Raw genomic sequence first — 25,168 nt, forward strand, 5'->3', positions numbered from 1 at the left:
GGAGAGGTGCGGGGACCACCGCGCACCCGCTCGGCGGTGGCTCGGCCGCAGGTCAGGAGGGCCGCAGCGGCAGATCGTCGGTGAAGGCGTTCACCGGCCGGGCGACGGGCCGGGCCTCCTCGACGTCGAGCGCCGCCTCCGCGGTGGCCGTGCCGAGGGTGCCCCGCGCGTGCCAGGTCCCGGTCACCTCCAGCCAGGTGTCGGCGGGGGGCACCTCGGTGCCGTACATGCGCACCTTGACCGTCTGGGAGTCGGCCGCACAGCACGAGAAGATGATGCGGGTCAGGTACCAGCCGTCGTCGTCGCCGGCCGGGGTGACGAAGCCCGTCAGCCGGACGGTACGGCTCCGGACGGCCCGGCTGCGGTCCTGCTGGACGCGCTTGGTGAAGTCCGTGAGGGTCAGCGGCAGGGGTGAGGTGGCGGGGAGCGGGGCGAACCCGCTCTGTACGGCGACCGGCTTGCTGCCGGCGCGGGCCGCGGTGTACGCGCCGAGTGCGGGCGGGGCGTAGAAGACCAGGCTGACCGCCGGGAGGAACAGCAGCCAGGCGATGCGCGGGGTGCCGGTGTGGTCGTGGCCGTGATCGTGTCCGGCTCCGGGCGGTGGCTCGTGGTGGTCGTGCGGCGCGCGGTCCCGTCCGCCCCTGCCGGCCGCTCCCGCGAGGGCGAGCAGCAGCAGGACCGCGCCGGAGGCGATCAGCAGCGGACGCAGTCCGGCCTTGACGTAGCGCAGGTAGGTGTCGGTCAGCAGGGTCGCGTGCAGCAGGCCGGCCCCGGTCAGCGCCAGGAGCAGGGTCTGGACGGGGCGTTTCACAGCAGGGCGCCTCCGATCAGCACGCTCGCGACGACCGCCACGACGGTGGTCGCCGCGGAGAACCGCCAGGCGAAGGCCCGGCCGAAGGTCCCCGCCTGCAGGGCGATCAGTTTGAGGTCGACCATCGGGCCGACCACCAGGAACGCGAGCCGGGCGGTCGGCGAGAAACCGGTCAGGGACGCCGCGACGAAGGCGTCCGCCTCGGAGCAGACGGCGAGCAGGACGGCGAGGCCGGCGAGGAAGAGCACCGACAGCCAGGGCGAGCCGGAGAAGGTGTCGAGGACGGAGCGCGGCATGGTGACGTTGAAGGTGGCGGCGGCCATGGCGCCGAGCACGAGGAAGCCGCCGGCGTGCAGGAAGTCGTGCTGGAAGCCGAGCCGGAACTCGGTCCGGCGGCTGTGACCGTGCCGGTGGCCGGTGTGCCGGTGGCGCAGCAGGGGCCGCAGCCACTTGTCCTTGCCGAGCCAGAGCCACAGCCAGCCCATCACGGCCGCCGTGGCGAGGGAGGCCAGCAGCCGGGCGGCGACCATCGCCGGGCTGCCCGGGAAGGCCACCGCGGTGGCGGTGAGCACGACGGGGTTGATCGCCGGGGCGGAGAGCAGGAAGGCGAAGGCGGCGGACGGCGGGACGCCCCGGCGGATCAGGCTGCTCGCGACGGGGACGGAGGCGCATTCGCAGCCCGGCAGCACCGCTCCGGCGACGCCGGCGACGGGCACGGCGAGAGCGGGCCGCTTCGGCAGCACCCGGGTGAAGAGGTCGGCCGGCACGAAGGCGTTGATGGCGCCGGACAGGGCCGTACCGAGGAGCAGGAAGGGGAGCGCCTGGACGGTGATCGCCAGGCTCACCGTGCGCCAGGCCTGCACGGCCGGCTCGTTCAGCCACCGGGTGCCCGCCAGGAGGAGCACGGCCGTGGCTGCGGCGGCGAGCGCGAGGGCTGTGCCGAGCGGCCACGGCCGCATGCGGCGCACCGGCGGTCCGACGGGTACGACCGCCACGCCCTCCGGCACACCAACCAGTTCATCCGTTTTTTCCATCGTCACTCCGGATGTCGGTGTCCGGCCGACGATAAGCGAGGAGATCTCCCCCGCCGCGCGTACACGCCGCCGCGCACGCGACCGGGGCAACCGGATCCGCCCTTCGGTGGCTCTTCTCACAATCCGCGCCGGAGGGGGGTCCGAGTGACGGCCGCCACGTCGCCGGGCGCACATTTTGTCTACGTTCGTGACCCATGCCGTCCCACCTCTCCCCCACCGCACGCGCCGCCGCCGGCACCCTCCTGGCCTCGGCAGCCCTCCTGCTCTCCGCGGGCCTGGCGCATCCGGCGCCCGCGGCGGCCGCCCCCGTTCCCGCGCCGGGCGCGGCGCACGCCACGGCGGCCGTGCTGGACCTGGACGGCGGCGGCCGGACGCCCGTGATCCACGGCGAGGACAGGACGTACGACACCGCCAGCATCGTCAAGGTCGACATCCTCGCGGCGCTGCTGCTCCGGGCGCAGGACGCGGGCCGGCCGCTCACCGCCGAGGAGCGGAAGCGGGCCGAGCCGATGATCCGGCGCAGCGACAACGCGGCCGCCAACGCCCTGTGGCGGGAGATCGGCCGGGCCCCGGGGCTGGCCAAGGCCAACAAGCGCCTGGGCCTGACCTCGACGACGGGCGGCCCCGGCGCCAAGTGGGGGCTGACACGGACGACCGCCGGCGATCAGATACGGCTGCTGCGGGCCGTGTTCGACACGCGCGGCACGGAGCCGGCCGCGCTCGACGCCGAGTCCCGCGCGTACATCCGCGGCCTCATGAGCCATGTCGCCCCCGAGCAGACCTGGGGCGTCCCCGCGGCCGGCGCCAAGGGCTCCCCGCGCGTGCTGAAGAACGGCTGGCTGCAGCGCAACACCACGGGCCTGTGGGACGTCAACAGCATCGGCGAGGTCACCGTCAAGGGGCACCGGTGCCTGGTCGCGGTCCTGTCGAACGGCAGCGCGTCCATGAGCGACGGCGTGTCCCTCGTGGAACGCACAGCACGGGCAGCCGCCGAATAGCGCTGCCCGGCCCTGGCAGCCGGGGCCCGCGCAGGCCAGGGCGCCGCGCCCGGCCGGGATCCGGGCGGCCTCGCCGCTGCCGCCCTGGTCCAAACCACCGTATATGTGGTTCAAACCAATCCCCGCCCCCTGTGACACGCCTGTGACAGGGGGCGGACAGCGTCATGAAATCCGGCGCGGAGTCTGGAGGAACAAGGGCAAACCGCCCTAATCGGACAACTCCCCCAGCCGCTCCGCCGGAGGAACCACCATGAGCGCCACTCTCGCCCCGTCGCCCGTCGAAGCCCCCGCCCCCGCGCTGGCTCCGCGTGAGCGGGAGACGCTCCGGCACATCGCCGCGGGCCGCACGTACCTCCAGACGGCCCGGCACATGGGACTGTCCACCCACACCGTGGACGCCTACCTGCGCCGCATCCGCGCCAAGTTCAACATCACCAACACGGCCGAGCTGACCCGTATGGCCATCGCCCTGGGCCTGTGACCACCGGAACGCCGCCCGCACCGCCGGTCCCGGCACGCCGCGCCCTCGGCGCCCGGCCCGGACGGCCCGTGCACCCGGGGAAGGTGGCAGGATGCCCGGATGGATCTGATCCTGCGCGCTGCCGGAAGCCTGCTGGGAACCGAGCTGTCCGACCCGGCCGACCTGGGAGGAAGCCGCCGTAGCACGGTCCTGCGCTGCCGCACCGCGGACGGCGGCACCGTGATCGTGAAGGCGTACGGGAGGGAGCCGGAAGGACTGCGGTCCTTCACCGCCGAGGCCGCCGGACTCTCCCTCGGGACGGCCGGACCGGCCCTGCTCGGCGTGGATCTGCGGACGCCGCTGCTGGTGATGGAGGACCTGGGAGACGCACCGTCACTGGCGGACGTCCTGCTCGGCGACGACCCGAAGGCCGCCACGGACGGACTGCTGGCCTGGGCCCGCGGACTCGGGCGCCTGGCCGCCCGGTCGGTGTCGGGGCGGGCCGAGTTCACCCGGCTGTCGGCCCGGTTCCACCAGGGCGTGCCGTCCCGGGCGGACGACCCGTGGATCGAGCGGAGAGCCGCCGGCCTGCTCCGCCTGCTGGACGAAGCGGGCATCGCCGTTCCGCCGGGCCTGGCCGACGAGCTGGCTTCGATCGGCGCGGTGGGCGACGACCGGTACCCCGCCTTCACTCCCGGGGACACCTGCCCCGACAACAACCTGCTCACCGCTGACGGATTGCGCCTCATCGATTTCGAAGCGGCGAACTACCAGTCGGTCTTCCTGACGGCGGCCTACTGCCGGATGCCGTTCTCCACCTGCTGGTGCGTCTTCCGGCTGCCGGCGGCGCCGGCGCGGGACATCGAGCGGACCTACCGCACGGAGGTCACGGCCGTCTATCCGGAGCTGGCCGAGGACGCGGTGTGGGAGGCCGGGATCCGCCGGGCCATCGCGGTCTGGACGGTCCACATGACCGTCTCCCTGCTGCCCCTCGCCGGGACGGACCGGCCGCTGCACCGGACCCGGCGGCCGGTCCCGACGGTTCGGCAACTCCTGCGCCACCGCTGGGAGATGGCGAGCACGCTGACGCAGTTCCCGGCGTTCGCCCGGACCATGGAGCTGCTGCTGCACGGGCCGGCCCGCGACTGGCAGGCGCCCCCGCTGCCGCTGTACCCGGCCTTCCACGGCTGAGGCACCCCGGCGCACGGCGCGATCCGGCCCCGGCGGAATGGTGCGAGCGGGGCTTTTCGGTCGCCGCGTACGGGGCACGCGGCCGGGGTACGACTTCCGACCGGACCGGAGGGGCGGTACCGCCATGACCGAGTACGAACGTTCCCGCATGATGCCGGCTCAGCCCGAGCACGTCTTCGACCAGGCGGCCAACGTCGCCCAGCTCGACGCCTGGCTTCCGGACGCCCTGCACGTGGACGCGGAGGACCTGCCAGCCGTGACCGTGCACGAGGACCGCTCGGGCGAGGACATGCCCGCCCTGCTGCGGTCCCGGCCGGAGCAGATGCGCCTGGAATGGGGCACCCGGGAGCGGGGCGCCTACACCGGCTGGCTCCAGGTCGCCGGCATCGGCAGCGGCGCCAGCGAGGTGACCGTGCACCTGTCGTTCTTCGACGACGGCCACGACCCCGGCGAGCAGGCGGTGCAGGACGCCCTGGACGGCAGCCTGCGGCGGCTGGAGGAGCAGGTCCGGATGCGGATCGACAACCCGGCCGGCTGACGCGCCGGCCGCTGCGCCGATGCCGGCCGTCGCCCGGCCACGGGTCAGTACCCGGAGCCGAGTTGCCGGGTGGTGTAGGCGCACTCCGTGTAGATGTAGCCGGACCTGAGCTTGGCGGTGTCCGAGGCCGGCGTCGCGGTGCTGCCGTTCGGCTTGTGGACGAAGTACGTGGTGCCGACGGGCAGGCTGATGGTGCGCTGCGGATAGCGCCTGCCGCTGTCGTGGCAGGGCTTGAAGCCGGTGAACAGCGTGTCGGCGAGCGTGTACGCCTTGCAGCCGCCGCAGCCCTTGAGGGTGAAGCTGCCCGTGACCGGGCCGGTGTACAGGACCGTGATGTCGTCCGGGCTGTCGTTCTTGACGGTGACGGAGATACTGCCGCCGGATGCCGTGGTGGGCAGTTTCCTGCCGGCCGCGGGCAGGGTGCGGGCGACCTCGGCGGCTATGGCGATCTTCTGGGCACGGGCCCGGTTCCGGTCGTGCTCGTGGTCGGCCGCGAACTGCTGCATGGTCTTCTGCGCCGCGTCGAAGTCGCCGTCCTTGTACTGGTCCACGCCACAGGCGTAGGTGCCCGAGTCGCCGCTGCGCCCGGCCCGGGCCGCCGACCGCGCCAGCCCCTCGTCCGCGTCACCGGCCGACTCGGACAGGTCGCCGATCCGGGTGCCGAGGGTGTGCAACTGCTCGACGGCCGCGCAGGGTTCGTCGCCGTCGACGGCCTTCTCGGCCTTCTTCACCGCCCCGTCGACGGCGGGCACCACCTTGGCCGCCGCGTCCGACCGCGGGAAGGTGTCGAGCAGGTCGCCGAAGCGGGTCACCCAGCCGGCCCCGCCGGTCGCGAGGTCCTGTGCGCCGCACTCGTACAGGGCGGTCGCGAGCCGGTCGTCGGGCCAGTGGGCCAGGGCCCCGAGCTGCTCCCGCGGCATCGTGCGGGGCACGGTACGCAGATACTCGAGGGGCTGCACGGCACCGCAGTAGTCCCGGTGGCCGTAGGCGGCACCCACCGTCGTGTAGTAGGTCCGCAGGCTCGCGGGGACCCGGCCGGCGGCACGGGAGCCGGCGTGGTCTGCGGCGATGTCCCGGTAGACCTCCAGGGCCGTCCGGTAGTCGTCCTCCGCGGCACGGAACGACCGCCGACCGCTCGTTGCCACCAGGTCGTCGGCCTGCTCCAGGCGGTCCAGGAGCGCCTGCTCGACCGCTTCGTCGTGGGCGTCCTCGTACCAGAGGGCACCCCCGGCCGGCACGGCGAGCAGCAGCACGCCCAGCAGTAGCGCGAGGGGCGCCCTGCCGGGCCCGGCCAGGCGGGTGCGCAGGCCGGTGAGGGCGCCGTGGACGGCCGCCGCCAGCAGCAGGACGGCGTAGCCGGCGAGCGCGGCGCCGGGGACTCCGTCGGCGTCCGCGGGGAGCGCGAGGAGCAGCAGGACGCCGGTCGCCGCCCAGCAGACGGCCATCGGGAGCCATCTGCGCAGGAGGGCGTAGCCGAGGCCCAGACCGCTCAGGTTGAGCAGGGCGACCGCGGCGGCCCGCCAGGCGTCCGGCGGCGCCGGCGGCGGGGCCGACGGCATCGGCGGCGGAGTGGGCGGCAGGGGCGGGGCCGGCGGCCCGCCGAACCCCTGACCCGGACCGTACGGACCTCCGGACATGACGGCTCCCCCCGGTCAACAGCGCCTGCATGTCTGCGAGTTCGCAGTGTACGGGCGCGGGCACGGGCCCGACAGGGGTTCGAACACCCGTATCCCTACACATTCTTTATTTGCCTCATGCCCCATTTGTCCGATTATCCTGGGCCGCTGTGCCGGGGCCCGGCCGAGCGGGCCCGCGGAAACCGTTCAGGAGAGGAGGCGGAGACGCATGCGCGTCGTACGGTGGTCCGCCCTTCGGTCGCGGATCGGACCCACCGACTGCGCGGAGGCGGCGCGGGCGACCGTGGCCGCCGGGCTGACCTGGCAGACCTGCACGACCCTGCTGCACACCCCCGACCCGTACGCGGGCGCCGTCGCGGCCCTGCTCATCGTCGAGACGACGGTCGTGCGCACGGCGTCCGCAGCCCTGCGGTACGGCTCGGGATGCCTGTTCGGCCTCCTCGTCGCCGTGCCCGGCGCGCTGTACGTCCAGCCCGCCATGGCAGGCCTGGCGCTGGTCGTGCTCGCCTCCGTGCTGCTGGCGCGGCGCGAGTTCCTCGGGCACTACGGGCTGCACGTGCCGACCACGGCCCTGATCACCTTCGCCCTGGTGCGCGGCCGCCACCCCGGCGAGCTGGCCTCCCACCTCGCGGAGATCGTGCTGGGCATCGCCTTCGGCCTCGCGTGCAGCGCGCTGCTGTTCCCGGCCGTGCGCGTCCGGTCCGCCGAGCGTGCCCTGGAGGAGCTGCGGGGGCTGGTCGCCCGGTACCTGGACGGCCTCGCCGACGCGGTGGTCCGGCACGAACCGCCCCGGGAGGTGCTCGGCACCGACTGGGAGCAGGATCTCGACACGGCACTGGAGCGCGCCCGCACCGAGGTGGACGAGGCGCACGAGAGCATGCGGTGGAACGTACGGCCCACCGCCCGGCGCCGCCACTGGCACCTGGACCGCCGGGTGCTGCGGACCCTGTCCGACGTGGCGCGGCAGCTGACCGCCACCGGCCGGCTCCTCGACGCGCAGCCCGCGGCAGCCGGCGCCGGCCCCGCCTTCGCCCAGCCCTACGCGCGGCTGCTGCGCACGACCGCCCTGTGCGCCTACGCGTGCCGGGGCGGCCGGCCGCACCCCGCGCTGCCCGCCGCGCGGCAGGCCCTGACCCGCCTCGGCGCCACCGCCTGCGACCGGCAGGCCGCCACCGCCGAGGGCGGGCGCCTGATCCGCCCCCTGGAATCGGCCCTGAGCTGCCTGTCCGCACCGGCTCCCGCACCGCCCGTCCGCACCCGGCGGCTTACCGGGGCCCCCGCCCGTGCCCGGCGGCTCTCCCGGGCCCTACACCCCCGCCTGCGACGATGACCTTGCACCGCACAGAATCCCGGCACGCCGCCCGCCCGCCCGCCGCACCTCGCCGCGCGGCTCCGGACGTCCGTCGCCGCCTCGCCGGCTCCCGCCTGCTGCCGCGGGCGGCCCCGGTACTCCTCATGGCGGTCGTGGCCGTCACCGATCTGCTCACCCCCGACTGGCTCCATGTGTCACCCGTGATGGCCGCCGTGCCCGTCCTGGCCTCGGTACTGCTGACGCCGTGGGCCACCGTGGCCCTCGGGTGTGCCGCACTGGCCGTGACCGCCCTGCTGCAGGCCGACGCGGGGCAGTACGGGCATCCGGACTCGGACGTCGTCCTGTTCACCCTGTTCACGGTCGGGCTGACCTCGTTCGCCGCCTGCTCCCTGCGCCGGGGCAGGGAACGCCGGCTCCAGCGGATCCGTTCCGTCGCGGAGACGGCACAGCGGGCCCTGATGCATCCCCTGCCCGGCCGGATCGGTTCGCTGGCCCTGCACGGTGTGTATCTGCCGGCCGAGTCGGAGGCGAGGATCGGCGGTGACTTCTACGAGGCCCTCGCGACGCCGTACGGCATCCGGATCCTCGTCGGCGACGTACGCGGCAAGGGCCTGCCGGCCGTCGGGGCCTCCGCGGCCCTGCTCGGCGCGTTCCGCGAACTCGCCCATCAGGAAGCGTCGTTGACGAGGGTCGCCGAGCGCCTCGACGAACGTGCCCGGCGGCAGATCGCCGCCGTGGACGCCTCACCGGACGGCGACCGTCCGGACGCCCGGGAGCCGTCGGCCCTCTCCGGCGACCGTCCGGACGGCCGGGAGCCGCCGCTCCTGTCCGGTGACCACCCGAACGGCGGGAGATCGTCGCCCCTGTCCGATGACCACCCGGACGGCCGTGGGTCCCCGGCCCTGTTCACGGAGCGGTTCGCTACCGCCCTGCTGGTGGAGTTCCCGCCCGGCGAACCGGTGGCCCGCCTCGTGCACTGCGGCCACCCCGAGCCGTCCTCGTGCACGCCGGCCGGGTACGGTGCCTGCCGCCCGAGCCGCCGGGTGCGCCGCTCGGCCTCGGCGACCTGCTGGACGTCGCGCCGGCCGCCCAGACCGTACCGTTCGGCCCGGGCGACCGTCTGCTGCTGTACACGGACGGCTTCATCGAGGCCCGCGACCCGCGGGGCCGCTTCCTCGATCTGCCCGCCCACGTCGAGGCACACGCAGCCCGCCCCCTGGAGGCACTGGTGAGCGGCCTGCGCCGCGACCTCGTACGCCACGTGCACGGCGACCTCGGCGACGATGCGGCGCTGGTGGCGCTGGAACGACTGCCCGAGCACCCCGGAAAGGCCGAAGGACCGGGCGGCCTCCCCTGTCCGGCGCAATAACGGTGCGCCGGACGGGCGCGCGGCCGTGACGGGTGTGACCGTGGGGGAAAGGACCCACGGACGTCGACGGCGAGGAGAGCGGGCATGGCGAACGGAACCGGCGAGGGCTGTGCGCAGCTGAGTGCCGTGGCGGACGCCGTGCTCTACGAGGGGTACCTGCTGTATCCCTACCGCCGGTCCTCGGCGAAGAACCGGGTCCGCTGGCAGTTCGGGGTGCTGCTGCCCCGCAACTGGGTGGAGCGCGACGAGCCGGTGGTGCCCGGCATCTCCGGCTCCGCGGACTCCTGGTACCAGCAGACCGAGTGTCTGCTGCGGGTCCGCGACTCCGGCGCGGTCGTCCGGGTGCGGGTGCGGTACCTGCAGATGCAGCACAAGCAGGTGGAGGCGGCCGACGGGAGCGGCGGGCATCGCCCGGTCGAGTCCCTGCGGACCGGCGACGGGGCGACCCATCTGTCCTTCGAGGAGGCGGTGCCCCGCGAGACGGAGCTGGTGCTGCCCCTGGCGGACCTGCTGCGGGGCGGCCGGACCACCGCCGTCGGGGCGCCCGCCGGGACCGAGTACGAGCCGCTGCCGGCGGGAGCGGGCAGGACGGTTCGCCGGCGCCGGCAGGTACGGGCCGGGACGACCGTCGAGGCCGAGCCGCTGGCACCGGAGCTGTACCGGCTGCGGGTGCGCACCGAGAACACCGCCGAGGCCCCGGACCCGGCGGCTCCGCGCGGTGCGGTGCTGGGGCAGGCGCTGCTCGCCACGCACACCCTGCTCGCCGGCGACGGGGTCGAGTTCGTGTCGCTGATCGATCCGCCCGCCGCCCTCGCGCAGCACGCCCGCGGCTGCCGCAACGCCTTCACGTTCCCCGTGCTCGGCGGCGCACCCGCACAGGCCGCCGCCGGGGACGGGGCGACCGGCACGATGCTGCTCTCGGCGCCGATCATCCTGCCCGACCATCCGCAGGTGGCACCGGAGAGCCCGGGCGACCTGCACGACGCCGCGGAGATCGACGAGATCCTGACGCTGCGCACGATGCTGCTGACCGACGAGGAGAAGGCCGAGGCGCGGGCCACCGATCCACGGGCCGCGCAGATCCTCGACCGGGTGGACACCATGCCGCAGGAGGTCTTCGCCCGGCTGCACGGCACCATCCGGTCCCTGACCCCGGCGCTGACCACTGCCGACGCACGGCCCTCCTGGTGGCAGGAGGGCGGCGACGACGGGCTGTCACCGGCGACGGACACCGTGCTGGTGGACGGCGTGCCGGTGGGCGGCGGCAGCCGCGTGCGGCTGTGCCCGCGCGGCCGGGGTGCCGACGCCCAGGACATGTTCCTGGACGGGCGGACCGCTGAGGTCGCCGCGGTCTTCCACGACGTGGACGGCAGCGTCCACCTGGCCGTCACCGTGGACGACGACCCTGCCGCCGAACTGCACGGCTGGTACGGCCGGTTCCACTACTTCCGGCCCGACGAGGTGACACCGCTCGGCCCACCCGAGGTGACACCGCTCGACCGGGCCGACGACGCGGCTCCGCTCGGCCGGGCCGACGACGGTGTGCCGCCCCGTCCCCGGGCGGACGCCCCCGAAGACCCCCCAGCCCCGACCCTCGCGGCCCCCTCGGCCGCGGCCTACGACCGACTCCGAGACCGGCTGCAACGGAGGCCGCAGACATGACCACACAGAGCGGTACCACCGAGGTACGCGGCGAGCCCAGCAGGGCCGAGGCCCGCGACGGGTTCGACGAGATCACCATCCTCTGGATCTCCGAGGGCATGAGCTGTGACGGCGACACCGTCTCGCTCACCGCCGCCGGCCAGCCCTCCATCGAGGACGTCGTGCTCGGCCTCATCCCGGGCCTGCCGAAGGTGAACCTCGTCAACAAGGTGCTGTCACCGAGCCTGGGCGGCGAGGACTTCCTGGCCCCCTACCGGGCCGCGGCCCGGGGCGAGCTGGAGCCGTTCATCCTCGTCATCGAGGGCTCGATCCCGAACCAGAACATCATCGAGGGCGACGGCTACTGGACGTCCTTCGGCAACGACCCGGAGACCGGTCAGCCGCAGACCCTCAACGACTGGATCGACCAACTGGCGCCCAAGGCCTGGGCGGTGGTCGCCGCCGGCACCTGCGCGACGTTCGGCGGCATCCACGCCATGGCCGGCAACCCGACCGGCTGCATGGGCCTCGCGGACTACCTGGGCTGGGACTTCAAGGCCCGCTCGGGCCTGCCGGTGGTGAACGTGCCCGGCTGCCCGATCCAGCCGGAGAACTTCATGGAGACCCTGATCTGGGTGCTCCAGCACGCGGCCGGTGCCGCTCCCCCGCCTCCGCTGGACCACATGCTGCGTCCGCAGTGGCTGTTCGGCAAGACCGTCCACGAGGGCTGCGACCGCGCCGCCTACTACGAGCAGGGCGACTTCGGGAAGGACTACAACTCCCCCAAGTGCCAGGTGAAGGTGGGCTGCTGGGGCCCGGTCGTCAACTGCAACGTGCCCAAGCGCGGCTGGATGGCCGGCATCGGCGGCTGCCCGAACGTCGGCGGCATCTGCATCGGCTGCACGATGCCGAGCTTCCCCGACGCCTTCATGCCCTTCATGGACGAGCCTCCGGGCGGCACGCTGTCGGCGATGGTGATCAGGCCCTACGGCGCCGTCATCCGCCGGCTGCGCGGCCTGACCAACGACATGGTGAACCACGAGCCCAAGTGGCGCCACAACAAGCGCAAGCTGACCAGCGGTTACGACCCGCACTGGCGCGCATGACACCGCCGCCGGCCGCACCCGTCCCGCACTCCGCCACCGACCCGCAGAACCCGAACAGCGAGGGGCAGTACCGCAGATGACCACCACCGAGTCGTCCCGGCAGTCAGGACGCAAACCCGCCCAGATCGTGGACATGTCCTGGGATCCGATCACCCGGATCATCGGCAACCTGGGGATCTACACCAAGATCGACTTCGCCAACCGGGAAGTCGTGGAGTGCCACAGCACCTCGTCACTGTTCCGCGGCTATTCGGTGTTCATGAAGGGCAAGGACCCGCGTGACGCCGGGTTCATCACCTCGCGGATCTGCGGCATCTGCGGCGACAACCACACCACCTGCTCCAACTACGCCCAGCAGATGGCGTACGGCGTGAAGCCGCCGAAGCTGGCCGAGCACATCACCAACCTGGGCGAGGCGGCGGAGTACATCTTCGACCACACGATCTTCCAGGACAACCTGGTCTTCGTGGACTTCTGCGAGGCGATGGTCAAGGCCACCAACCCCGGTGTCCTGGCCCGCGCCGAGCGCACCGACGCGCCCCGCGGGGACGTGCACGGCTACCGGACCATCGCCGAGATCATGAAGGCGTTCAACCCGTTCGAGGGCGAGGTCTACAAGGAGGCGCTGAAGGTCAGCCGGATCACCCGGGAGATGTTCTGCCTGATGGAGGGGCGGCACGTGCACCCCTCCACGCTGTACCCGGGCGGGGTCGGCACGATGCCGCAGCCCAACACCTTCACCGACTACCTCAGCCGCCTGATGCGGGTCATCGACTTCATCAAGAAGGCGGTGGCGATGAACGACGACGTCTTCGACTTCTTCTACGAGGCGCTGCCGGGCTACGAGGAGGTCGGCAAGCGCCGCATCATGCTGGGCTGCTGGGGCGCATTCCAGAACCCGGACGTGGTCGACTACCGCTACGCGACGATGAACGAGTGGGGCCGGGCGATGTACGTCACCCCGGGCATCATCGTGGACGGCAAGCTCGTCACCAACAACCTCGTCGACATCAACCTCGGCCTGCGCATCATGCTGGGCAGCTCGTTCTACGAGGACTGGGTCAACGAGGAGCCGTTCGTCACCCACGACCCGCTGGGCAACCCCGTCGACATGCGCCACCCGTGGAACCAGACCACGGTGCCGGTGCCGCAGAAGCGGGACTTCGAGGGCAACTACAGCTGGGTGATGAGCCCGCGCTGGTACCACCCGGACACCGGGGAGCACCTGGCCCTGGACACCGGCGGCGGACCGCTGGCCCGGCTGTGGTCGACCGCGCTGAGCGGCCTCGTCGACACGCCGTACGTCAAGACGACGGGCGGCAGCATCCGCATCACCCTGCCCAAGGGGGAGAAGCTCCCGGAGACGACCCTGGAGTGGCGCATCCCGAAGTGGAGCAACACCCTCGAACGGGACCGCGCCCGGCCGTACTTCATCGCCTACGCCGCCGCCATGGCCCTGCAGTTCCTGGAGGAGGCCATGGGCATGCTCAGGAGCGGTGACACGAAGGTGTACGAGAACTTCGAGGTGCCGGACGAGTCGATCGGCTGCGGCTTCCACGAGGCGGTGCGCGGTGTCCTCTCGCACCACCTGGTGATCCGGGACAAGAAGATCGCCAACTACCACCCGTACCCGCCGACCCCGTGGAACGCCAGTCCCCGCGACATCTACGGCACCCCCGGACCGTACGAGGACGCCGTCCAGGGCCAGCCGATCTTCGAGGAGAACGGGCCCGACGACTTCAAGGGCGTCGACATCATGCGCACCGTCCGGAGCTTCGACCCCTGCCTGCCGTGCGGTGTCCACATGTACATGGGCAAGGGCAAGACGCTGACGACCGTGCACTCGCCGACCTACGGAGCCAACCATGGCTGACGCCGCCGTACGGCTCCCGGACCCGGCGGTGGAGGCGCGGCTCGCCCGTCTCGACGAGGTGCTGGCCGCGCTGGAGACCGCTCCCGGGCCCGCGCTGGAGGCGGTACGGCTGCTGACCGAGGTGTACGGCGAAGCCCTCGCCCGGGTCCTGGACCGTGCGGACGCGGCGCTGCGCGCGCAACTGGCCGGCGACGAACTGCTCGCGCACCTGCTGGTTTTGCACGACATCCACCCCGAGTCCGCGGAGGACCGGGCCGCCCGTGCGGTGGAGAAGCTGCGGCCGGCGGTGCGTGAGCGCGGCGGTGACCTGGAGTGGGCCGGCGTCGACGGCCGGGTGGCCCGGGTGCGGCTGAGCAGCGGCGGCGGGTGCGGTTCCGGGTGCGGCGGCGGCTCGGCCGACGTGGTCGAGGCCGTGCGGGCGGCCGTGCTCGCGGTCGCCCCGGAGCTGGAGTCCGTCGAGCCGGTCACCGAGGAGCGCAAGGCGGCCCCGGCGTTCGTACCCCTGAGCACCATCAAGCGCCGCGCCGTGCCCCAGGAGGCACGGTGACCGTGGACGGAGCACTCGCCCGGGTGATCCGCTCCGCCGCCGACCGGGCGGCGCGGGCCGGGACCGAGACCTGCGAGCTGTGCGCCGCCCGCGTGGCGGAGGACCATCCCCACCTGTACGACACCGGGCCCGCCGAGGTGCGGTGCGTGTGCGGCCCCTGCTCGGTGCTGTTCGCCGACGACGGGGCGGGCGAGGGCCGTTACCGGCTCGTGCCCCGGCGCCGGCTGCGCCTGCCGCCGGTGGACACCGGGGTGCTGGGTGTGCCGGTGGGGCTCGTGTTCTTCGTGCCGCGCTCCGACGGCACGGTCACCGCGCAGGGGCCGAGCCCGGCCGGGGCCATGCGGTGGGAGGTGGACGCGGCGGCCTGGCAGCGGCTGGCCGCCACGGTCCCGCAGCTCGCCGCCATGGCCCCGGATGTGGAGGCGCTGCTGGTGAACACCGTGCGGGGCCTCGACGAGCACTGGATCGTGCCGGTCGACGACTGCTACCGGATGATCGCCCTGGTCCGCCGCGAGTGGCGGGGCCTCTCCGGTGGCGGCCGGGTCTGGTCGGCCGTAGAACAGTTCTTCAGGGGGCTGACCGAGCGGTCGTGACGACCCGGAAGGAGATCCGACATGGGCAGCATCCGAGTGGGCCGGCCCCAGGCCAAGCCCGACACGCCCAGCCACGTGCGCGGACTGCACCAGGGCAACAGGGGCCCGTACAAGCACCAGACCGGACACCACAAGGACGGCAGCTCCGACGCGCGCCGCTCCACCGGTATCCACTGGAAACGGCATGACGCCCTGATCAAGGACATGCCGAACATCTCACCGGGATGAGAGGGCAGGAAGTGACCGCGATGCACATCGTCATGAGAAGGCGCAGGGCCAGGCGGGCCGGGATGTCCGGACGCCGGCTGCTCATGGCCCAGGCCGCCCTCGTCGGCAGCCTGGCCACGGCGCTGCTCGTCAAGGAGTTCCCGGGGATCGTGCGCGAGCTGCGGATCTACCGGATGACCGGTGGGCTGCGCGCCGGCCACCGGTATCCGTGAGGCCGGCGTGCACGAACTGTCGATCGCGACCGCGATCGTGGAACAGGCCGGTGAGATCGCCCGGGCCGACGGCGCCGACGGAGTCTCGTCGGTGACCGTCCGGGTCGGCGAGCTGGCGGGTGTGGTGCCGGACGCGCTGCACTTCGCCTTCGAGGTGGTCCGCGACGGCACGGCGCTCGCCGGGGCGCGGCTGGTCGTGGAGCAGGTGACCGCCCTGGCCTGGTGCACCGGGTGCGCCGAGGAGTTCGCGGTCGGCATGCCGCCGTTCTTCTGGTGCCCGCGCTGCGACCGGCCCTCGCAGGAGCTGCGCAGCGGGCGGGAGTTGGAGATCACAGGGGTCGAACCGGCCGCGGCCCCGGCTTGATGCCCCCCGCTCGATGCCCTGGGCCCCGTCTGACGGCGGGGGCCCAGGGCATCGGGCGGCTCGGGGGACGGCTCAGCAGATGCGGGGCAGTTGCTCGCCCAGCGGCAGGTCCAGCACCCGGGTGCCGCCGAGGCCGGTGGCGACGACGACCATGCCCGGGTGGTCCGCGACGCATTCCCCGATCAGCGTGGCACCCGCGCCCTGCGGATGTGCCCGCATGGCCGCGAGGACGGCCTCGGCGTGCTGCGGGGGCACGAAGGCGACGAGCCGGCCCTCGTTCGCGACGTAGAGGGGGTCGAGACCGAGGAAGCCACAGGCGTTCGCGACCTCCTCGGGAACGGGCAAGGCCCGCTCCCGCAGCAGTACCCCCGTGCCGGAGGCGCGGGCGATCTCGTTCAGGGACGCGCCGAGGCCGCCCCGGGTGGGGTCGCGCAGCACGTGGATGTCCCGGGTGACGGCCAGCATGGCCGCCACCAGGTCCGCCAGGGGCGCGGTGTCGGAGGTGATCCCGACGCCGAACTCCAGGCCCTCCCGCACGCTCAGGACGGCCACGCCGTGCAGGCCGATGGGGCCGCTGACGATGACCGCGTCGCCCGGCCGGGCACGCTGCGGGCGGATGTCGACTCCTTCGGGGACGAGACCGACGCCGGCCGTGGTGACGTAGACGCCGTCGCCGTGCCCGGACTCGACCACCTTGGTGTCGCCGGTGGCCACGGTGACGCCCGCCGCCTCGGCCGCGGCGCCGAGGGCGCGTGCCACGCGGTCCACGACGGCCAGTTCCACGCCCTCCTCCAGGATGAAGGCGGTGGACAGGAACGCGGGCCGGGCCCCGCTCATCGCCAGGTCGTTGACGGTGCCGTTGACGGCGAGGTCGCCGAGACTGCCGCCGGGGAAGAACAGCGGGCGTACGACGTAGGAGTCGGTGGAGAAGGCCAGCCGGGCGCCGCCGAGGTGGAGCACGGCGGAGTCGGTGAGGGCCGCCAGGGTGGCGTTGCCGTAGGCGGGCGCGAAGACCTGCTCGACCAGTTCCGCCGACAGGGCGCCGCCCCCGCCGTGGCCCAGGACCACGACGGGCTGGTCGCGCAGGGGGGCGGGGCAGGTCCAGTTCGCCGGGTCGACGGGGGCCGCGTCCGGAGTGAAGAGGTCAGCCAACGGGGTTCATCTCCTCCTGCGGGATCCGGGATCCCTGGGCTGCCGGGGCGTTCATCCGGCGGTACAGGTAGTAGGCGGCGCAGGCACCCTCGCTGGAGACCATCGTGGCCCCGAGCGGGGTGCGCGGGGTGCAGGACGTGCCGAACGCCCCGCACTCGGTGGGTTTGATCAGTCCCTGCAGGACCTCGCCGGCCCGGCACACGGCGGGTTCCTCGGTGCGGATCCCGGTGACGTCGAAGCGGTGTTCGGCGTCGTACGCGCGGAAGGCGTCGGTCAGCCGCCAGCCGCTGGCCGGGATGCGGCCGATGCCGCGCCAGTTGCGGTCGGTGACCTCGAAGACCTCCTCGATCATGCGCACGGCGGCCGGGTTGCCCTGGTCGCGTACGGCGCGGGTGTAGGCGTTCTCCACCCGGTGCTCGCCGCGCTCGAGCTGGTGGACGGCACGGCGGATGCCTTCGAGGATGTCGAGCGGTTCGAAGCCGGTGACGACGACCGGGACGCGGTGCTTCTCGGCGAGGTCCGGGTACTCGGCGGTGCCCATCACGCTGCACACGTGCCCCGCGGCGAGGAAACCCTGCACCCGGCAGGCGGGGGCCGTCATGATGGCCTCGATCGCCGGCGGGACCCGGACGTGGGAGACCAGCAGGCTGAAGTTGTCCACGCCGAGGCGCCGGGCCTGGTGGACGGCCATGGCGTTGGCCGGGGCGGTCGTCTCGAAGCCGATGGCGAAGAAGACCACCTGCCTGCCGGGGTGCTTGCGGGCCAGGTCCAGCGCGTCCAGCGGCGAGTAGACGACCCGTACGTCGCCGCCCTCGCCCTTGACCCGGAACAGGTCCCGGTCGGTGCCGGGCACGCGCAGCATGTCCCCGAAGGAACAGAAGATCACGTCGGGGCGGGCGGCGATCGCCAGGGCCTTGTCGATGACGTCGAGCGGCGTCACACACACCGGGCAGCCCGGTCCGTGGATCAACTCCACCTGTTCAGGCAGGAGCTGGTCGATGCCGTGGCGGATGATGGAGTGCGTCTGGCCGCCGCAGACCTCCATCAGGGCCCAGGGCCGGGTGGCCGTGGCCCGGATCTCGTCCAGCAGCCGGCGGGCCAGCTCGGGGTCGTTGAACTCGTCGATGTACTTCACCGGACCTCACTCCCGCTCTCCTGCCGCTCCGCCTGCTCCCAGGCGTCGCCGAACTCCTCCTCCAGCAACCCCAGCTGCCCGAACAGCTCCAGGGACGCCCGTGCCGACTGCTCGTCCAGGCGCTGCAGGGCGAAGCCGACGTGCACGATGACGTACTCCCCCACCCGGACGTCGGGCAGGTATTCCAGACAGGCCTGTTTGCGCACGCCGCCGAAGTCGATCAGCCCGGTGAGGGGGTCGGCACGATGGTCGATGGACACGACCTTGCCGGGCACTGCCAGACACATGGGTCACTCCGTCTCGTCGTTGACTGCTGTTCCCGCGACCATCAGCTGGCCGAGTGCCAGACCGCCGTCGTTCGGGGGTACTTCGCCGTGCCGCAGGACCGTGAAGCCGGCCGTGCCGAGCAGCGCGGCGGTCTCCTCCTCCAGCAGCGTGTTGGCGAAGACGCCGCCGGTGAGGGCGACGGTGGTCAGGCCGGTCTCCGCCCGGGCCCGGCGGCAGAGGTGCGCCACCGCGCGGGCCATGGCCCGGTGGAAGCGGGCGGCCACGACGGGGACGGGGGTGCGGCGGGCCCGGTCGTGCAGGAGTGCGCGGAGGGTGGGCGCCGGGTTCATCTCCCAGCCGCCCGCCGGCCCCCATCCGCCCGCCGGGCTGCGCCCGCCGGGCTGCCGGCGGCCCGGGAGCGGTCCCCGGCGGCCGGGGGACCTGGCGAGGGCGACCGGGTACGCCATCCTGTCCGCGTCCCTGGCCTCCAGTGCCGCCGCCTCCAGCTCCATCGCCGCCTGCGCCTCGTACCCGGTGCGCTGGCACAGCCCCGCGAGGGACGACACCGCGTCGAAGAGCCGGCCCATGCTGGAGGTCGGCACGCAGGCCACCTGGCGCGTCAGCTGCTGCCGCAGCACGGAGAGTTCGGTCGTCGTGCACGCCCTGACGCTCGGCAGGTCCGGTTCCCACGGCAGTCCCGCCGCCCACAGCCGGGCCAGGGCCAGCCGGCAGGGGTTGGCCACGCCCGCGTCGCCGCCGGGCAACGGGGCGGGGGCCAGGCGGGCGTAGCGCCGGTAGCCGGTGTAGTCGGCGAGCAGGACCTCGCCGCCCCACACCGTGCCGTCGTCGCCGTATCCGGTGCCGTCGAAGGCGACGCCGATCACCGGGGTGGTGCCGTCGAGGCCGTGTTCGGCCATGGCCGCGGCGATGTGCGCGTGGTGGTGCTGGACCAGCCGCGGGGGGTGCGGGCCGAGCCGGGCGGCGCGCCCGTGGGCCCAGCGCGTCGAGTGGTAGCCGGGGTGCCGGTCGGCGGCGACCAGGGCCGGGGTGACGTGGGTGAGGCGGGTGAGGTGCCGTTCGGCACGCTCGGCGGCCTCGACGGCGGCCAGGTCACCCATGTCGCCGATGTGCGGACCGAACCAGGCGTGGTCGTCCTCCCCCAGGCACGGGGCGTTCTTCAGGTCGCCGCCGACGGCGAGCGTGGGGCGGACCGGCAGCGGGAGGCGCAGGGGGCGCGGGACGTAGCCGCGGGAGCGCCGCAGGACCTGTTCGGTGCCGTCGGGGCGGACGCGCAGCAGGGAGTCGTCGCACGGGGAGGCGATGGGCCGGTCGTGGGCGAGCCAGGCGTCGGCGAGTCCGGCCAGCCGGATCAGCGCCTCGCCGTCATCGGTGACGATGGGCTCGCCCGAGCGGTTTCCGCTGGTCATCACCAGCATCCTGGGGCCGGGGGGATCGCCGGGCAGGCCGAACAGCAGGGTGTGCACGGGGGTGTAGGGCAGCAGTACGCCCAGGTGCGGGCTGCCCGGGCAGACCTCGTCGGCCGGGCCGGGGCCGGCCGCGGGGGTGCGCCGGCGCAGCAGGACGATGGGGCGGCGGGTGCTGGTGAGCGCGGCCCGTTCGGCGGCGGAGAGCACCGCGATGCGCTCCGCCGTGGCGAGGTCGGCGCACATCACCGCGAAGGCCTTGCCGCCGCGCTCCTTGCGGCGGCGCAGGGTGGCGACGGCGCGGGCGTCCGTGGCGTCGCAGGCCAGGTGGTAGCCGCCGACGCCCTTCACGGCGACGATCCGCCCGGCGGCGAGGAGCGCCCGGGCCGTGGCGAGCGCCTCCGCGTCCCGGGCCGGCCGGACGCCGAGGCCGTCGGCCGGGACCAGGGTGAGGCGCGGGCCGCAGTCGGGGCAGGCGACGGGCTGGGCGTGGAAGCGGCGGTCGGCCGGGTCGCCGTACTCGCGGGCGCAGGCGGGGCACATCGGGAAGCCGGCCATGGTGGTGGCCGGCCGGTCGTACGGCATGCCGGTGGCGATGGTGAAGCGGGGGCCGCAGTGGGTGCAGGTGACGAACGGGTGCCGGTGCCGGCGGTCGCCGGGGTCGGCGAGTTCGCGCAGGCAGTCGGTACAGGTGGCGGTGTCGGGGGGCAGCTGGGTGCGTCCGGGGGTGTGCTCGCTGGGCCGGATGGCGAAGGGGCCGGTGGCGCCGGTGGCGGCGATGTCCTCGCAGCCGACGCCGGTGACGGTGGCCAGCGGGGGCGGCTGCTCGGTCAGCCGGCCGGCGAACCGGTCCACCTCCTCGGCGGGCCCCTCCACCTCGATGAGGACGCCGTCCGCGGTGTTGCCGACGAACCCGGCCAGCGCCAGGCCGGCGGCCAGGCGGTGCACGTAGGGCCGGAAGCCGACCCCCTGCACCGTGCCGCGCACGGTGATCCGGCGGCGGACCGGGCCGGTGGCGGGCGCGGTCACGAGGCGGGGGCGGAGAGGGTGTCGTGGTGATGGCCGTGCGGGTGCGGGGCGAGCGGCGGACGGTGCAGGGTGAGTCCGTCGCGGGCGGCGAGGGCGCGGTCGAGCAGGGTGCCGACGCCGGCGCCGGTCCGGGCGCAGGACCGTACGATCTCCACGCCCGGGTTGACCCGGTGCACGTACTCGTGGAAGAGGCTCTCGTCGAAGCCGGCCGGACCGGCGAGGTCCGTCTTGGTGATCACGACCAGGTGGGCGGAGCCGAACGCGGTCGGGTACTTCAGCGGCTTGTCCTCGCCCTCGGTGACCGCCATCAGCACGATCCGCAGGGTTTCCCCGAGGTCGTACGCCGCCGGGCAGACCAGGTTGCCGACGTTCTCCACGAACAGCACGGAGGTGTCCGGGGGCAGCCAGTCGGTCAGCCGGGCGCGGACCTGGCGCGCCTCCAGATGGCACAGGCCGTCGGTGAGCAGCTGCTTCACGGGCAGGCCGGACCGGGCCAGCCGGACGGCGTCGTTCTCGGTCGCCAGGTCCGCGGTCAGCGCGGCGGCCGGCACGCCCCGCTCCCGTGCGCGGGCCAGCACCCGGCCGAGCAGTTCGGTCTTGCCGCTGCCGGGGCTGGACAGCAGGTTGACCATGCTCATGCCCTGCTGGGCGAGGTCGGCGCGCAGGGCGGCGGCCAGGCCGTCGTTCTTCGCCAGGACGGCCTGCTGGACGTCGGACCGGCACATGGGCGCAGCTCCTCTGGGTCGGCGGCGGAGCCCGGGCCGCGTCCCGCGGCCCGGGGTGTCACCGATCTTCGGCCGCGCCGGTCGTCAGGCCGGGCAGCGCAGCCGCACGTGGCTGTGCGGATTCCACCGGGCGGCCCAACGCCGGTGCCGGCGCGGCCGGATCCGCCAGCAGGACCGGGACGAGCGTGTGCAGCGCGTCCACGGCCCGCTCGACGGCCTCCTGCACCGGTGCGCTGAGACCGGGCAGCAGTTCGTCCTCGCGCTCCGGCAGCACTCCGGGCTCGCAGGCCAGGACGAGGACGCGGGGCAGGGGCTCGTCGCCCAGGTGTGCGGCCAGTGCCAGCACTTTCACCGGGTCCATGCCGTGCGCCTCGGGCGGGGCGGTGCCGTCGGGAGGCCCGGCTTCGAGCAGGGTGAGGGTGCCGGGGAGCCGGCCGCGCGGCGCGGCGTCGACGAGGACCGCGGTGGCGTAGCCGCCCAGCAGGTCGTAGGCGAGGTCGAAGCCCCGGATGCCGTAGTCGTGGACGCGCACCTCGGTCGGCAGCGGGCGGTCTTCCAGGGCGCGGATCACTTCGGGGCCGAAGGAGTCGTCGCCGAGGAAGATGTTGCCGATGCCCGCCACCAGCAGCCGCGGCGTCACCGGGCGTCACCGGCGGGTGCGGTGAGGGGCCGGGTGGAGCCGGCCGGGGTCTTGCGGACGAAGGCCGCGCGCAGGGCGTGGTAGGAGGCGTCGGGGTCGAAGAAGAGGGCGTGCATGCGGTCCAGTTCGGCCTGCCGGTACGCGCTGAGGGGGCGTCGCCGTTCGTCTGCCGCGCGGGCGGCCGCCTTGGCTTCGATCCGCCGGTCCAGGCCGGGCGCGGCGGCGAGTCCGGCCGCCAGCCGTTCCACCTCGGCCGCGAACTCCTGCGGGGGCGCCGGCACGAGCCGGTCCACGAGGCCGAGCCGTTCGGCGGAGGCGGCGCTGACCGGCAGCGCCTCGGTGGTCAGCCGGTGGGCGTGGTCCGGGCCGACGCGGCGGGGCAGGGTGTAGGTCCAGAACTCCGAGCCGTACAGGCCCATGCGCCGGTAGTGCGGGTTGAGGACGGCGCCGGTGCGGCACCAGACCTGGTCGGCGGCGAGGGCGAGCATGGCGCCGCCGGCCGCCGCGTTGCCGGCGAGGGCGGCCACCACGAGCCGGTCGGTGGTGCGCAGCACGGCCTCCACGAGGTCGTCGATGGCGTTGAGGTTGGTCCAGGACTCCTGGGCCGGGTCGGGAGCCGCTTCGATCACGTTGAGGTGGATGCCGTTGGAGAAGAAGTCGCGCATCCCGCCGAGGACGAGGACACGGGTGGGCCGGGTGAGGGCGTGCTCGTAGGCGGCGAGCAGCCGGCGGCACTGGCCGGTGCTCATCGCGCCTCCCGGGAAGGCGAAGGTGAGGAAGCCGACGTCGCCGTGCTGCCGGTAGCGGATGTCGGTCCAGGTGCGCCGGCCGGGCGGGAGTTCCAGCGGGGCGGGGTCGTCCGGGAGGGTGAGGCCGGGCTGGTGGGCGGCGAGCACCGAGGTGGCCGGCCGGCGGAAGGGCGCCGGGTCGCCGGAGTTCTTGCGGGGCCGCAGTTCCGGGATCCAGACCGCGCCGTCCCGGGTGGCCCGGCAGACGGCGCCCGCTCGTTGGGCCAGCAGAGCGCCGGGCCGGCCGTGCAGCCGGTCCTCGGGGTGACCGCCGTGCAGGAAGACCTCGAGTCCGAGGAGTTCGTCGAGGACGCCCGGCTGTGAGTCGGCGCCGCGCAGCTTGCGCAGGACCGTCTCGGTGTCGTCGTGGTCCCAGTCGATCCGCCGCCGTTCCTGGCGGAAGAAGTCGCGCCAGACGACGGTGACCGACTCGTCGGTCTGCGCGAGGGGCTTGTGAGAGCCTTCGGCGAAGCGGCGTACGGCCGTCAGGACGGCGGTGACGGCGGCGTCGGAGGCCTCGTTGCGGTAGAGGTCGCTCTTGCCGGCGGGTGGCACGGGGAACGGCTCGGCCGCCCAGATCGCGCCCGCGTCCATCGCCGCCTCGGCCTGGAGCACGGTCACGCCCCAGTGCGGGGCCTGTCCGGCGATGGCCCAGTCCAGTGAGGAGGGGCCGCGGTCACCGGGCGGCCCGGGGTGGACGATCAGGCAGGTGTGCTGCTGCCACACGTCGTCCGGCACGGCCGTTCTGAGCATCGGTGCGACGATCAGGTCCGGCCGCAGCTCGTGCACGGCCGCGCGGACCGGGTCGGGGCCGTGCGTGGCGAGTACGACGTCCACCTGGTGCCCGTGGTCGGACAGTTCCGCGTACAGGCGCTGGGAGAGGCTGTTGAACGCACTGGCGACGAGCAGAATGTTCATGACATGGCATCGTCGTCCTCGTACGGGGTGCCGTGAAGAACCTCCGCGGCGTTTCGCCCGCCTCGGTCAGGTCTCTTCCTCCATCCGGATCGCATTGCGCAGATCGTCGAAGGCCCGGGACCGCTCGTCCTTGTGCGCCTCCAGCAGGGCCGCGGCGATCGCGTCGAGCTTGCGCTGGATGGCGTGCTCGGCGCGCATCTCGGCGTTCTTCAGCAGGGCCAGCAGGAGCAGGGTGACCGCCGTCATGGACTCGCCCGCGAGCAGCAGCAGTTCCAGGTCCAGGTGGGCGACGTGGGCACCGAGGAAGAAGCCGACGAGCAGCAGGCAGAACAGGAAGAACAGCGGCGAGCTGGTGAAGTTGGAGGCGTACTCGGCGAACTGCTCGAACCGGCCGCGGTGGGCACCACCGCGGTGGACGGGGTTCTTGAAGGTCATGGCCCAGCCTTTCCCCGCGGCGGGCGGACGCCCCCGGCCGTACCCACGGCCAGGCGTACGGCGTCGGCGGTGTCAGGCCGCCAGGGGACGTTCGGGGGCGAGGCGGTCGAGGAGCTGGCCGTGGTGGAGTTCGGCCACCGGGGCCAGCAGGTCGGGGTGGCGGAGCAGGGCCGCGGCACGGCGGTCGCCGGCGTCCGGGGTGAGCAGGCGCCGGAACTCGGCCGCCGTCGCCGTGGTGTGCTCGCCCTCGGTGAGTGCGGCGACGGCCGTCCCGGCCAGCTCGGCGTCGGTGAGCAGTACGGCGGCCCAGCTGGCCACGACCTCGTCGACCCAGGTGCGCCAGGCCCATTCCTCGGCCGGGTGGCCGTCGGTCGTCTCGGCGCCGGTGATCCAGTCCAGGCGGGCCGCGCCGCCCGGGCCGGCCATGCTGACCAGGGCCGCGTCGATGTCGGTGGGGTACCGCAGCGCGGCGGCGACCGTGACGGCCTGCCGGGCCTGCGCCTCGCACAGCGCCAAGGCCAGCGCGCCGCCGCTCGGCGGGTAGGCGACGGTGAGCCAGCGTGCCGTCGCGGCTATCAGGGGGGACAGATCAGTGAGCACAGCCGGGCCGTCCGAGGTGCGCTGGGGAACAGGGGATGCACGCCACGGTAGCCCGGGGCGGGGCACGGCCGGGAGGGGGTGCGAAACAGGTCATATGTGACGTGACCCACCCACGGGGTCGGCGGTCACCGGATCAGCGCC

The 25,168-nt window shown here is 73.8% G+C and carries 26 protein-coding genes and 1 pseudogene; 15 read left to right on the top strand and 12 right to left on the bottom strand.

Features of this window, described 5'->3' with window-relative positions; genetic code table 11:
• Positions 1 to 52: 52 nt before the first annotated feature.
• Positions 53 to 811 carry a TIGR03943 family putative permease subunit gene (locus JK359_RS11010; protein ID WP_201834422.1) on the bottom strand — a complete coding sequence of 253 codons (759 nt, stop codon included), beginning with the start codon at positions 809 to 811 and terminating at the stop codon, positions 53 to 55.
• Entirely contained in the window at positions 808 to 1,845 is a 1,038-nt protein-coding gene (locus JK359_RS11015; protein WP_372445389.1) for a permease, read from the bottom strand. The genes JK359_RS11010 and JK359_RS11015 overlap by 4 nt, the downstream gene beginning before the upstream one ends.
• Before the next feature lie 194 nt (positions 1,846 to 2,039).
• On the opposite strand from JK359_RS11015, the gene JK359_RS11020 reads away from it, so the two are divergent.
• The 4 genes from JK359_RS11020 (at position 2,040) to JK359_RS11035 (ending at position 5,032) form a co-directional block, all read left to right on the top strand.
• Positions 2,040 to 2,843, top strand: a complete 804-nt coding sequence (locus JK359_RS11020; RefSeq protein ID WP_201834424.1) for a serine hydrolase — start codon at positions 2,040 to 2,042, stop codon at positions 2,841 to 2,843.
• Between the two features lie 250 nt (positions 2,844 to 3,093).
• Positions 3,094 to 3,324 carry a response regulator transcription factor gene (locus JK359_RS11025; protein ID WP_201834425.1) on the top strand — a complete coding sequence of 77 codons (231 nt, stop codon included), beginning with the start codon at positions 3,094 to 3,096 and terminating at the stop codon, positions 3,322 to 3,324.
• A gap of 99 nt (positions 3,325 to 3,423) precedes the next feature.
• Entirely contained in the window at positions 3,424 to 4,494 is a 1,071-nt protein-coding gene (locus JK359_RS11030) for a hypothetical protein (protein ID WP_201834426.1), read from the top strand.
• A 124-nt stretch (positions 4,495 to 4,618) separates the two neighbouring features.
• Positions 4,619 to 5,032 (top strand): SRPBCC family protein, encoded by a 414-nt coding sequence (locus JK359_RS11035; RefSeq protein ID WP_201834427.1) that lies wholly within the window; start codon positions 4,619 to 4,621, stop codon positions 5,030 to 5,032.
• A 44-nt stretch (positions 5,033 to 5,076) separates the two neighbouring features.
• On the opposite strand, the gene JK359_RS11040 is transcribed toward JK359_RS11035, so the two are convergent.
• Entirely contained in the window at positions 5,077 to 6,669 is a 1,593-nt protein-coding gene (locus tag JK359_RS11040) for a hypothetical protein (RefSeq protein WP_236677617.1), read from the bottom strand.
• A gap of 208 nt (positions 6,670 to 6,877) precedes the next feature.
• On the opposite strand from JK359_RS11040, the gene JK359_RS11045 reads away from it, so the two are divergent.
• The 11 genes and pseudogenes from JK359_RS11045 (at position 6,878) to hypA (ending at position 15,914) form a co-directional block, all read left to right on the top strand.
• Complete coding sequence (locus JK359_RS11045; RefSeq protein ID WP_201834428.1) at positions 6,878 to 7,999, top strand: aromatic acid exporter family protein; 1,122 nt, start codon at positions 6,878 to 6,880, stop codon at positions 7,997 to 7,999.
• 440 nt (positions 8,000 to 8,439) lie between these two features.
• Positions 8,440 to 8,646: pseudogene (locus JK359_RS40360) on the top strand (serine/threonine-protein phosphatase); the annotation flags it as partial.
• A gap of 335 nt (positions 8,647 to 8,981) precedes the next feature.
• Positions 8,982 to 9,350 carry a PP2C family protein-serine/threonine phosphatase gene (locus tag JK359_RS40365; RefSeq protein ID WP_372445390.1) on the top strand — a complete coding sequence of 123 codons (369 nt, stop codon included), beginning with the start codon at positions 8,982 to 8,984 and terminating at the stop codon, positions 9,348 to 9,350.
• Positions 9,351 to 9,434: 84 nt separating this feature from the next.
• Entirely contained in the window at positions 9,435 to 11,012 is a 1,578-nt protein-coding gene (locus tag JK359_RS11060; protein WP_236677618.1) for a hypothetical protein, read from the top strand.
• Positions 11,009 to 12,097 (top strand): NADH-quinone oxidoreductase subunit B family protein, encoded by a 1,089-nt coding sequence (locus JK359_RS11070; protein WP_201834432.1) that lies wholly within the window; start codon positions 11,009 to 11,011, stop codon positions 12,095 to 12,097. The genes JK359_RS11060 and JK359_RS11070 overlap by 4 nt, the downstream gene beginning before the upstream one ends.
• A gap of 76 nt (positions 12,098 to 12,173) precedes the next feature.
• Positions 12,174 to 13,970 carry a nickel-dependent hydrogenase large subunit gene (locus tag JK359_RS11075; RefSeq protein WP_201834433.1) on the top strand — a complete coding sequence of 599 codons (1,797 nt, stop codon included), beginning with the start codon at positions 12,174 to 12,176 and terminating at the stop codon, positions 13,968 to 13,970.
• Positions 13,963 to 14,517, top strand: a complete 555-nt coding sequence (locus JK359_RS11080) for a NifU-related iron-sulfur-binding protein (RefSeq protein ID WP_201834435.1) — start codon at positions 13,963 to 13,965, stop codon at positions 14,515 to 14,517. The genes JK359_RS11075 and JK359_RS11080 overlap by 8 nt, the downstream gene beginning before the upstream one ends.
• A complete protein-coding gene (locus JK359_RS11085; RefSeq protein ID WP_201834437.1) occupies positions 14,514 to 15,110 on the top strand; it encodes a DUF5947 family protein in 597 nt (198 codons plus the stop codon). Before JK359_RS11080 ends, JK359_RS11085 begins: the two co-directional genes overlap by 4 nt.
• 21 nt (positions 15,111 to 15,131) lie before the next feature.
• On the top strand, positions 15,132 to 15,338 hold the full coding sequence (locus JK359_RS11090; protein ID WP_201834439.1) for a hypothetical protein: 207 nt from the start codon (positions 15,132 to 15,134) through the stop codon (positions 15,336 to 15,338).
• 20 nt (positions 15,339 to 15,358) lie between these two features.
• Positions 15,359 to 15,550, top strand: coding sequence for a hypothetical protein (locus JK359_RS11095; RefSeq protein ID WP_236677684.1), 192 nt, complete (start codon positions 15,359 to 15,361; stop codon positions 15,548 to 15,550).
• A 7-nt stretch (positions 15,551 to 15,557) separates the two neighbouring features.
• Complete coding sequence (gene hypA, locus JK359_RS11100) at positions 15,558 to 15,914, top strand: hydrogenase maturation nickel metallochaperone HypA (RefSeq protein WP_201834441.1); 357 nt, start codon at positions 15,558 to 15,560, stop codon at positions 15,912 to 15,914.
• Between the two features lie 72 nt (positions 15,915 to 15,986).
• Here hypA and hypE read toward each other — a convergent pair whose 3' ends face one another.
• The 9 genes from hypE to JK359_RS11145 all read right to left on the bottom strand — a co-directional run bounded on the left by hypE (position 15,987) and on the right by JK359_RS11145 (position 25,027).
• On the bottom strand, positions 15,987 to 17,066 hold the full coding sequence (gene hypE, locus JK359_RS11105) for a hydrogenase expression/formation protein HypE (protein ID WP_307788056.1): 1,080 nt from the start codon (positions 17,064 to 17,066) through the stop codon (positions 15,987 to 15,989).
• Positions 17,059 to 18,201, bottom strand: coding sequence for a hydrogenase formation protein HypD (gene hypD, locus JK359_RS11110; RefSeq protein ID WP_201834443.1), 1,143 nt, complete (start codon positions 18,199 to 18,201; stop codon positions 17,059 to 17,061). Before hypD ends, hypE begins: the two co-directional genes overlap by 8 nt.
• Positions 18,198 to 18,488 (bottom strand): HypC/HybG/HupF family hydrogenase formation chaperone, encoded by a 291-nt coding sequence (locus JK359_RS11115; RefSeq protein WP_201834444.1) that lies wholly within the window; start codon positions 18,486 to 18,488, stop codon positions 18,198 to 18,200. Before JK359_RS11115 ends, hypD begins: the two co-directional genes overlap by 4 nt.
• Before the next feature lie 3 nt (positions 18,489 to 18,491).
• Positions 18,492 to 20,921, bottom strand: coding sequence for a carbamoyltransferase HypF (gene hypF, locus JK359_RS11120; protein ID WP_201834446.1), 2,430 nt, complete (start codon positions 20,919 to 20,921; stop codon positions 18,492 to 18,494).
• Complete coding sequence (hypB, locus tag JK359_RS11125; protein WP_201834448.1) at positions 20,918 to 21,646, bottom strand: hydrogenase nickel incorporation protein HypB; 729 nt, start codon at positions 21,644 to 21,646, stop codon at positions 20,918 to 20,920. The genes hypF and hypB overlap by 4 nt, the downstream gene beginning before the upstream one ends.
• Positions 21,647 to 21,704: 58 nt before the next feature.
• Positions 21,705 to 22,286 carry a hydrogenase maturation protease gene (locus JK359_RS11130; protein ID WP_201834450.1) on the bottom strand — a complete coding sequence of 194 codons (582 nt, stop codon included), beginning with the start codon at positions 22,284 to 22,286 and terminating at the stop codon, positions 21,705 to 21,707.
• The gene (locus JK359_RS11135) at positions 22,283 to 23,992 is read right to left on the bottom strand and encodes a hydrogenase maturation protein (RefSeq protein WP_201834452.1); all 1,710 of its coding nucleotides are present in this window, start codon (positions 23,990 to 23,992) and stop codon (positions 22,283 to 22,285) included. The genes JK359_RS11130 and JK359_RS11135 overlap by 4 nt, the downstream gene beginning before the upstream one ends.
• 66 nt (positions 23,993 to 24,058) lie before the next feature.
• Positions 24,059 to 24,427, bottom strand: coding sequence for a hypothetical protein (locus JK359_RS11140; RefSeq protein ID WP_201834454.1), 369 nt, complete (start codon positions 24,425 to 24,427; stop codon positions 24,059 to 24,061).
• A gap of 72 nt (positions 24,428 to 24,499) precedes the next feature.
• Positions 24,500 to 25,027 carry a hypothetical protein gene (locus JK359_RS11145; RefSeq protein ID WP_201834455.1) on the bottom strand — a complete coding sequence of 176 codons (528 nt, stop codon included), beginning with the start codon at positions 25,025 to 25,027 and terminating at the stop codon, positions 24,500 to 24,502.
• Positions 25,028 to 25,168: the final 141 nt, after the last annotated feature.

The sequence above is a fragment of the Streptomyces actinomycinicus genome, from assembly GCF_016741775.1.
In the GTDB taxonomy this organism is placed as follows: domain Bacteria; phylum Actinomycetota; class Actinomycetes; order Streptomycetales; family Streptomycetaceae; genus Streptomyces; species Streptomyces actinomycinicus.

Coding starts and splice junctions, on each gene's coding strand:
- JK359_RS11015 (WP_372445389.1), bottom strand. CDS start 1,845: ATGGAAAAAACGGATGAACTGGTTGGTGTGCCGGAGGGCGTGGCGGTC.
- JK359_RS11020 (WP_201834424.1), top strand. CDS start 2,040: ATGCCGTCCCACCTCTCCCCCACCGCACGCGCCGCCGCCGGCACCCTC.
- JK359_RS11025 (WP_201834425.1), top strand. CDS start 3,094: ATGAGCGCCACTCTCGCCCCGTCGCCCGTCGAAGCCCCCGCCCCCGCG.
- JK359_RS11030 (WP_201834426.1), top strand. CDS start 3,424: ATGGATCTGATCCTGCGCGCTGCCGGAAGCCTGCTGGGAACCGAGCTG.
- JK359_RS11035 (WP_201834427.1), top strand. CDS start 4,619: ATGACCGAGTACGAACGTTCCCGCATGATGCCGGCTCAGCCCGAGCAC.
- JK359_RS11040 (WP_236677617.1), bottom strand. CDS start 6,669: ATGTCCGGAGGTCCGTACGGTCCGGGTCAGGGGTTCGGCGGGCCGCCG.
- JK359_RS11045 (WP_201834428.1), top strand. CDS start 6,878: ATGCGCGTCGTACGGTGGTCCGCCCTTCGGTCGCGGATCGGACCCACC.
- JK359_RS11060 (WP_236677618.1), top strand. CDS start 9,435: ATGGCGAACGGAACCGGCGAGGGCTGTGCGCAGCTGAGTGCCGTGGCG.
- JK359_RS11070 (WP_201834432.1), top strand. CDS start 11,009: ATGACCACACAGAGCGGTACCACCGAGGTACGCGGCGAGCCCAGCAGG.
- JK359_RS11075 (WP_201834433.1), top strand. CDS start 12,174: ATGACCACCACCGAGTCGTCCCGGCAGTCAGGACGCAAACCCGCCCAG.
- JK359_RS11080 (WP_201834435.1), top strand. CDS start 13,963: ATGGCTGACGCCGCCGTACGGCTCCCGGACCCGGCGGTGGAGGCGCGG.
- JK359_RS11090 (WP_201834439.1), top strand. CDS start 15,132: ATGGGCAGCATCCGAGTGGGCCGGCCCCAGGCCAAGCCCGACACGCCC.
- JK359_RS11095 (WP_236677684.1), top strand. CDS start 15,359: ATGCACATCGTCATGAGAAGGCGCAGGGCCAGGCGGGCCGGGATGTCC.
- JK359_RS11115 (WP_201834444.1), bottom strand. CDS start 18,488: ATGTGTCTGGCAGTGCCCGGCAAGGTCGTGTCCATCGACCATCGTGCC.
- hypB (WP_201834448.1), bottom strand. CDS start 21,646: ATGTGCCGGTCCGACGTCCAGCAGGCCGTCCTGGCGAAGAACGACGGC.
- JK359_RS11135 (WP_201834452.1), bottom strand. CDS start 23,992: ATGAACATTCTGCTCGTCGCCAGTGCGTTCAACAGCCTCTCCCAGCGC.
- JK359_RS11140 (WP_201834454.1), bottom strand. CDS start 24,427: ATGACCTTCAAGAACCCCGTCCACCGCGGTGGTGCCCACCGCGGCCGG.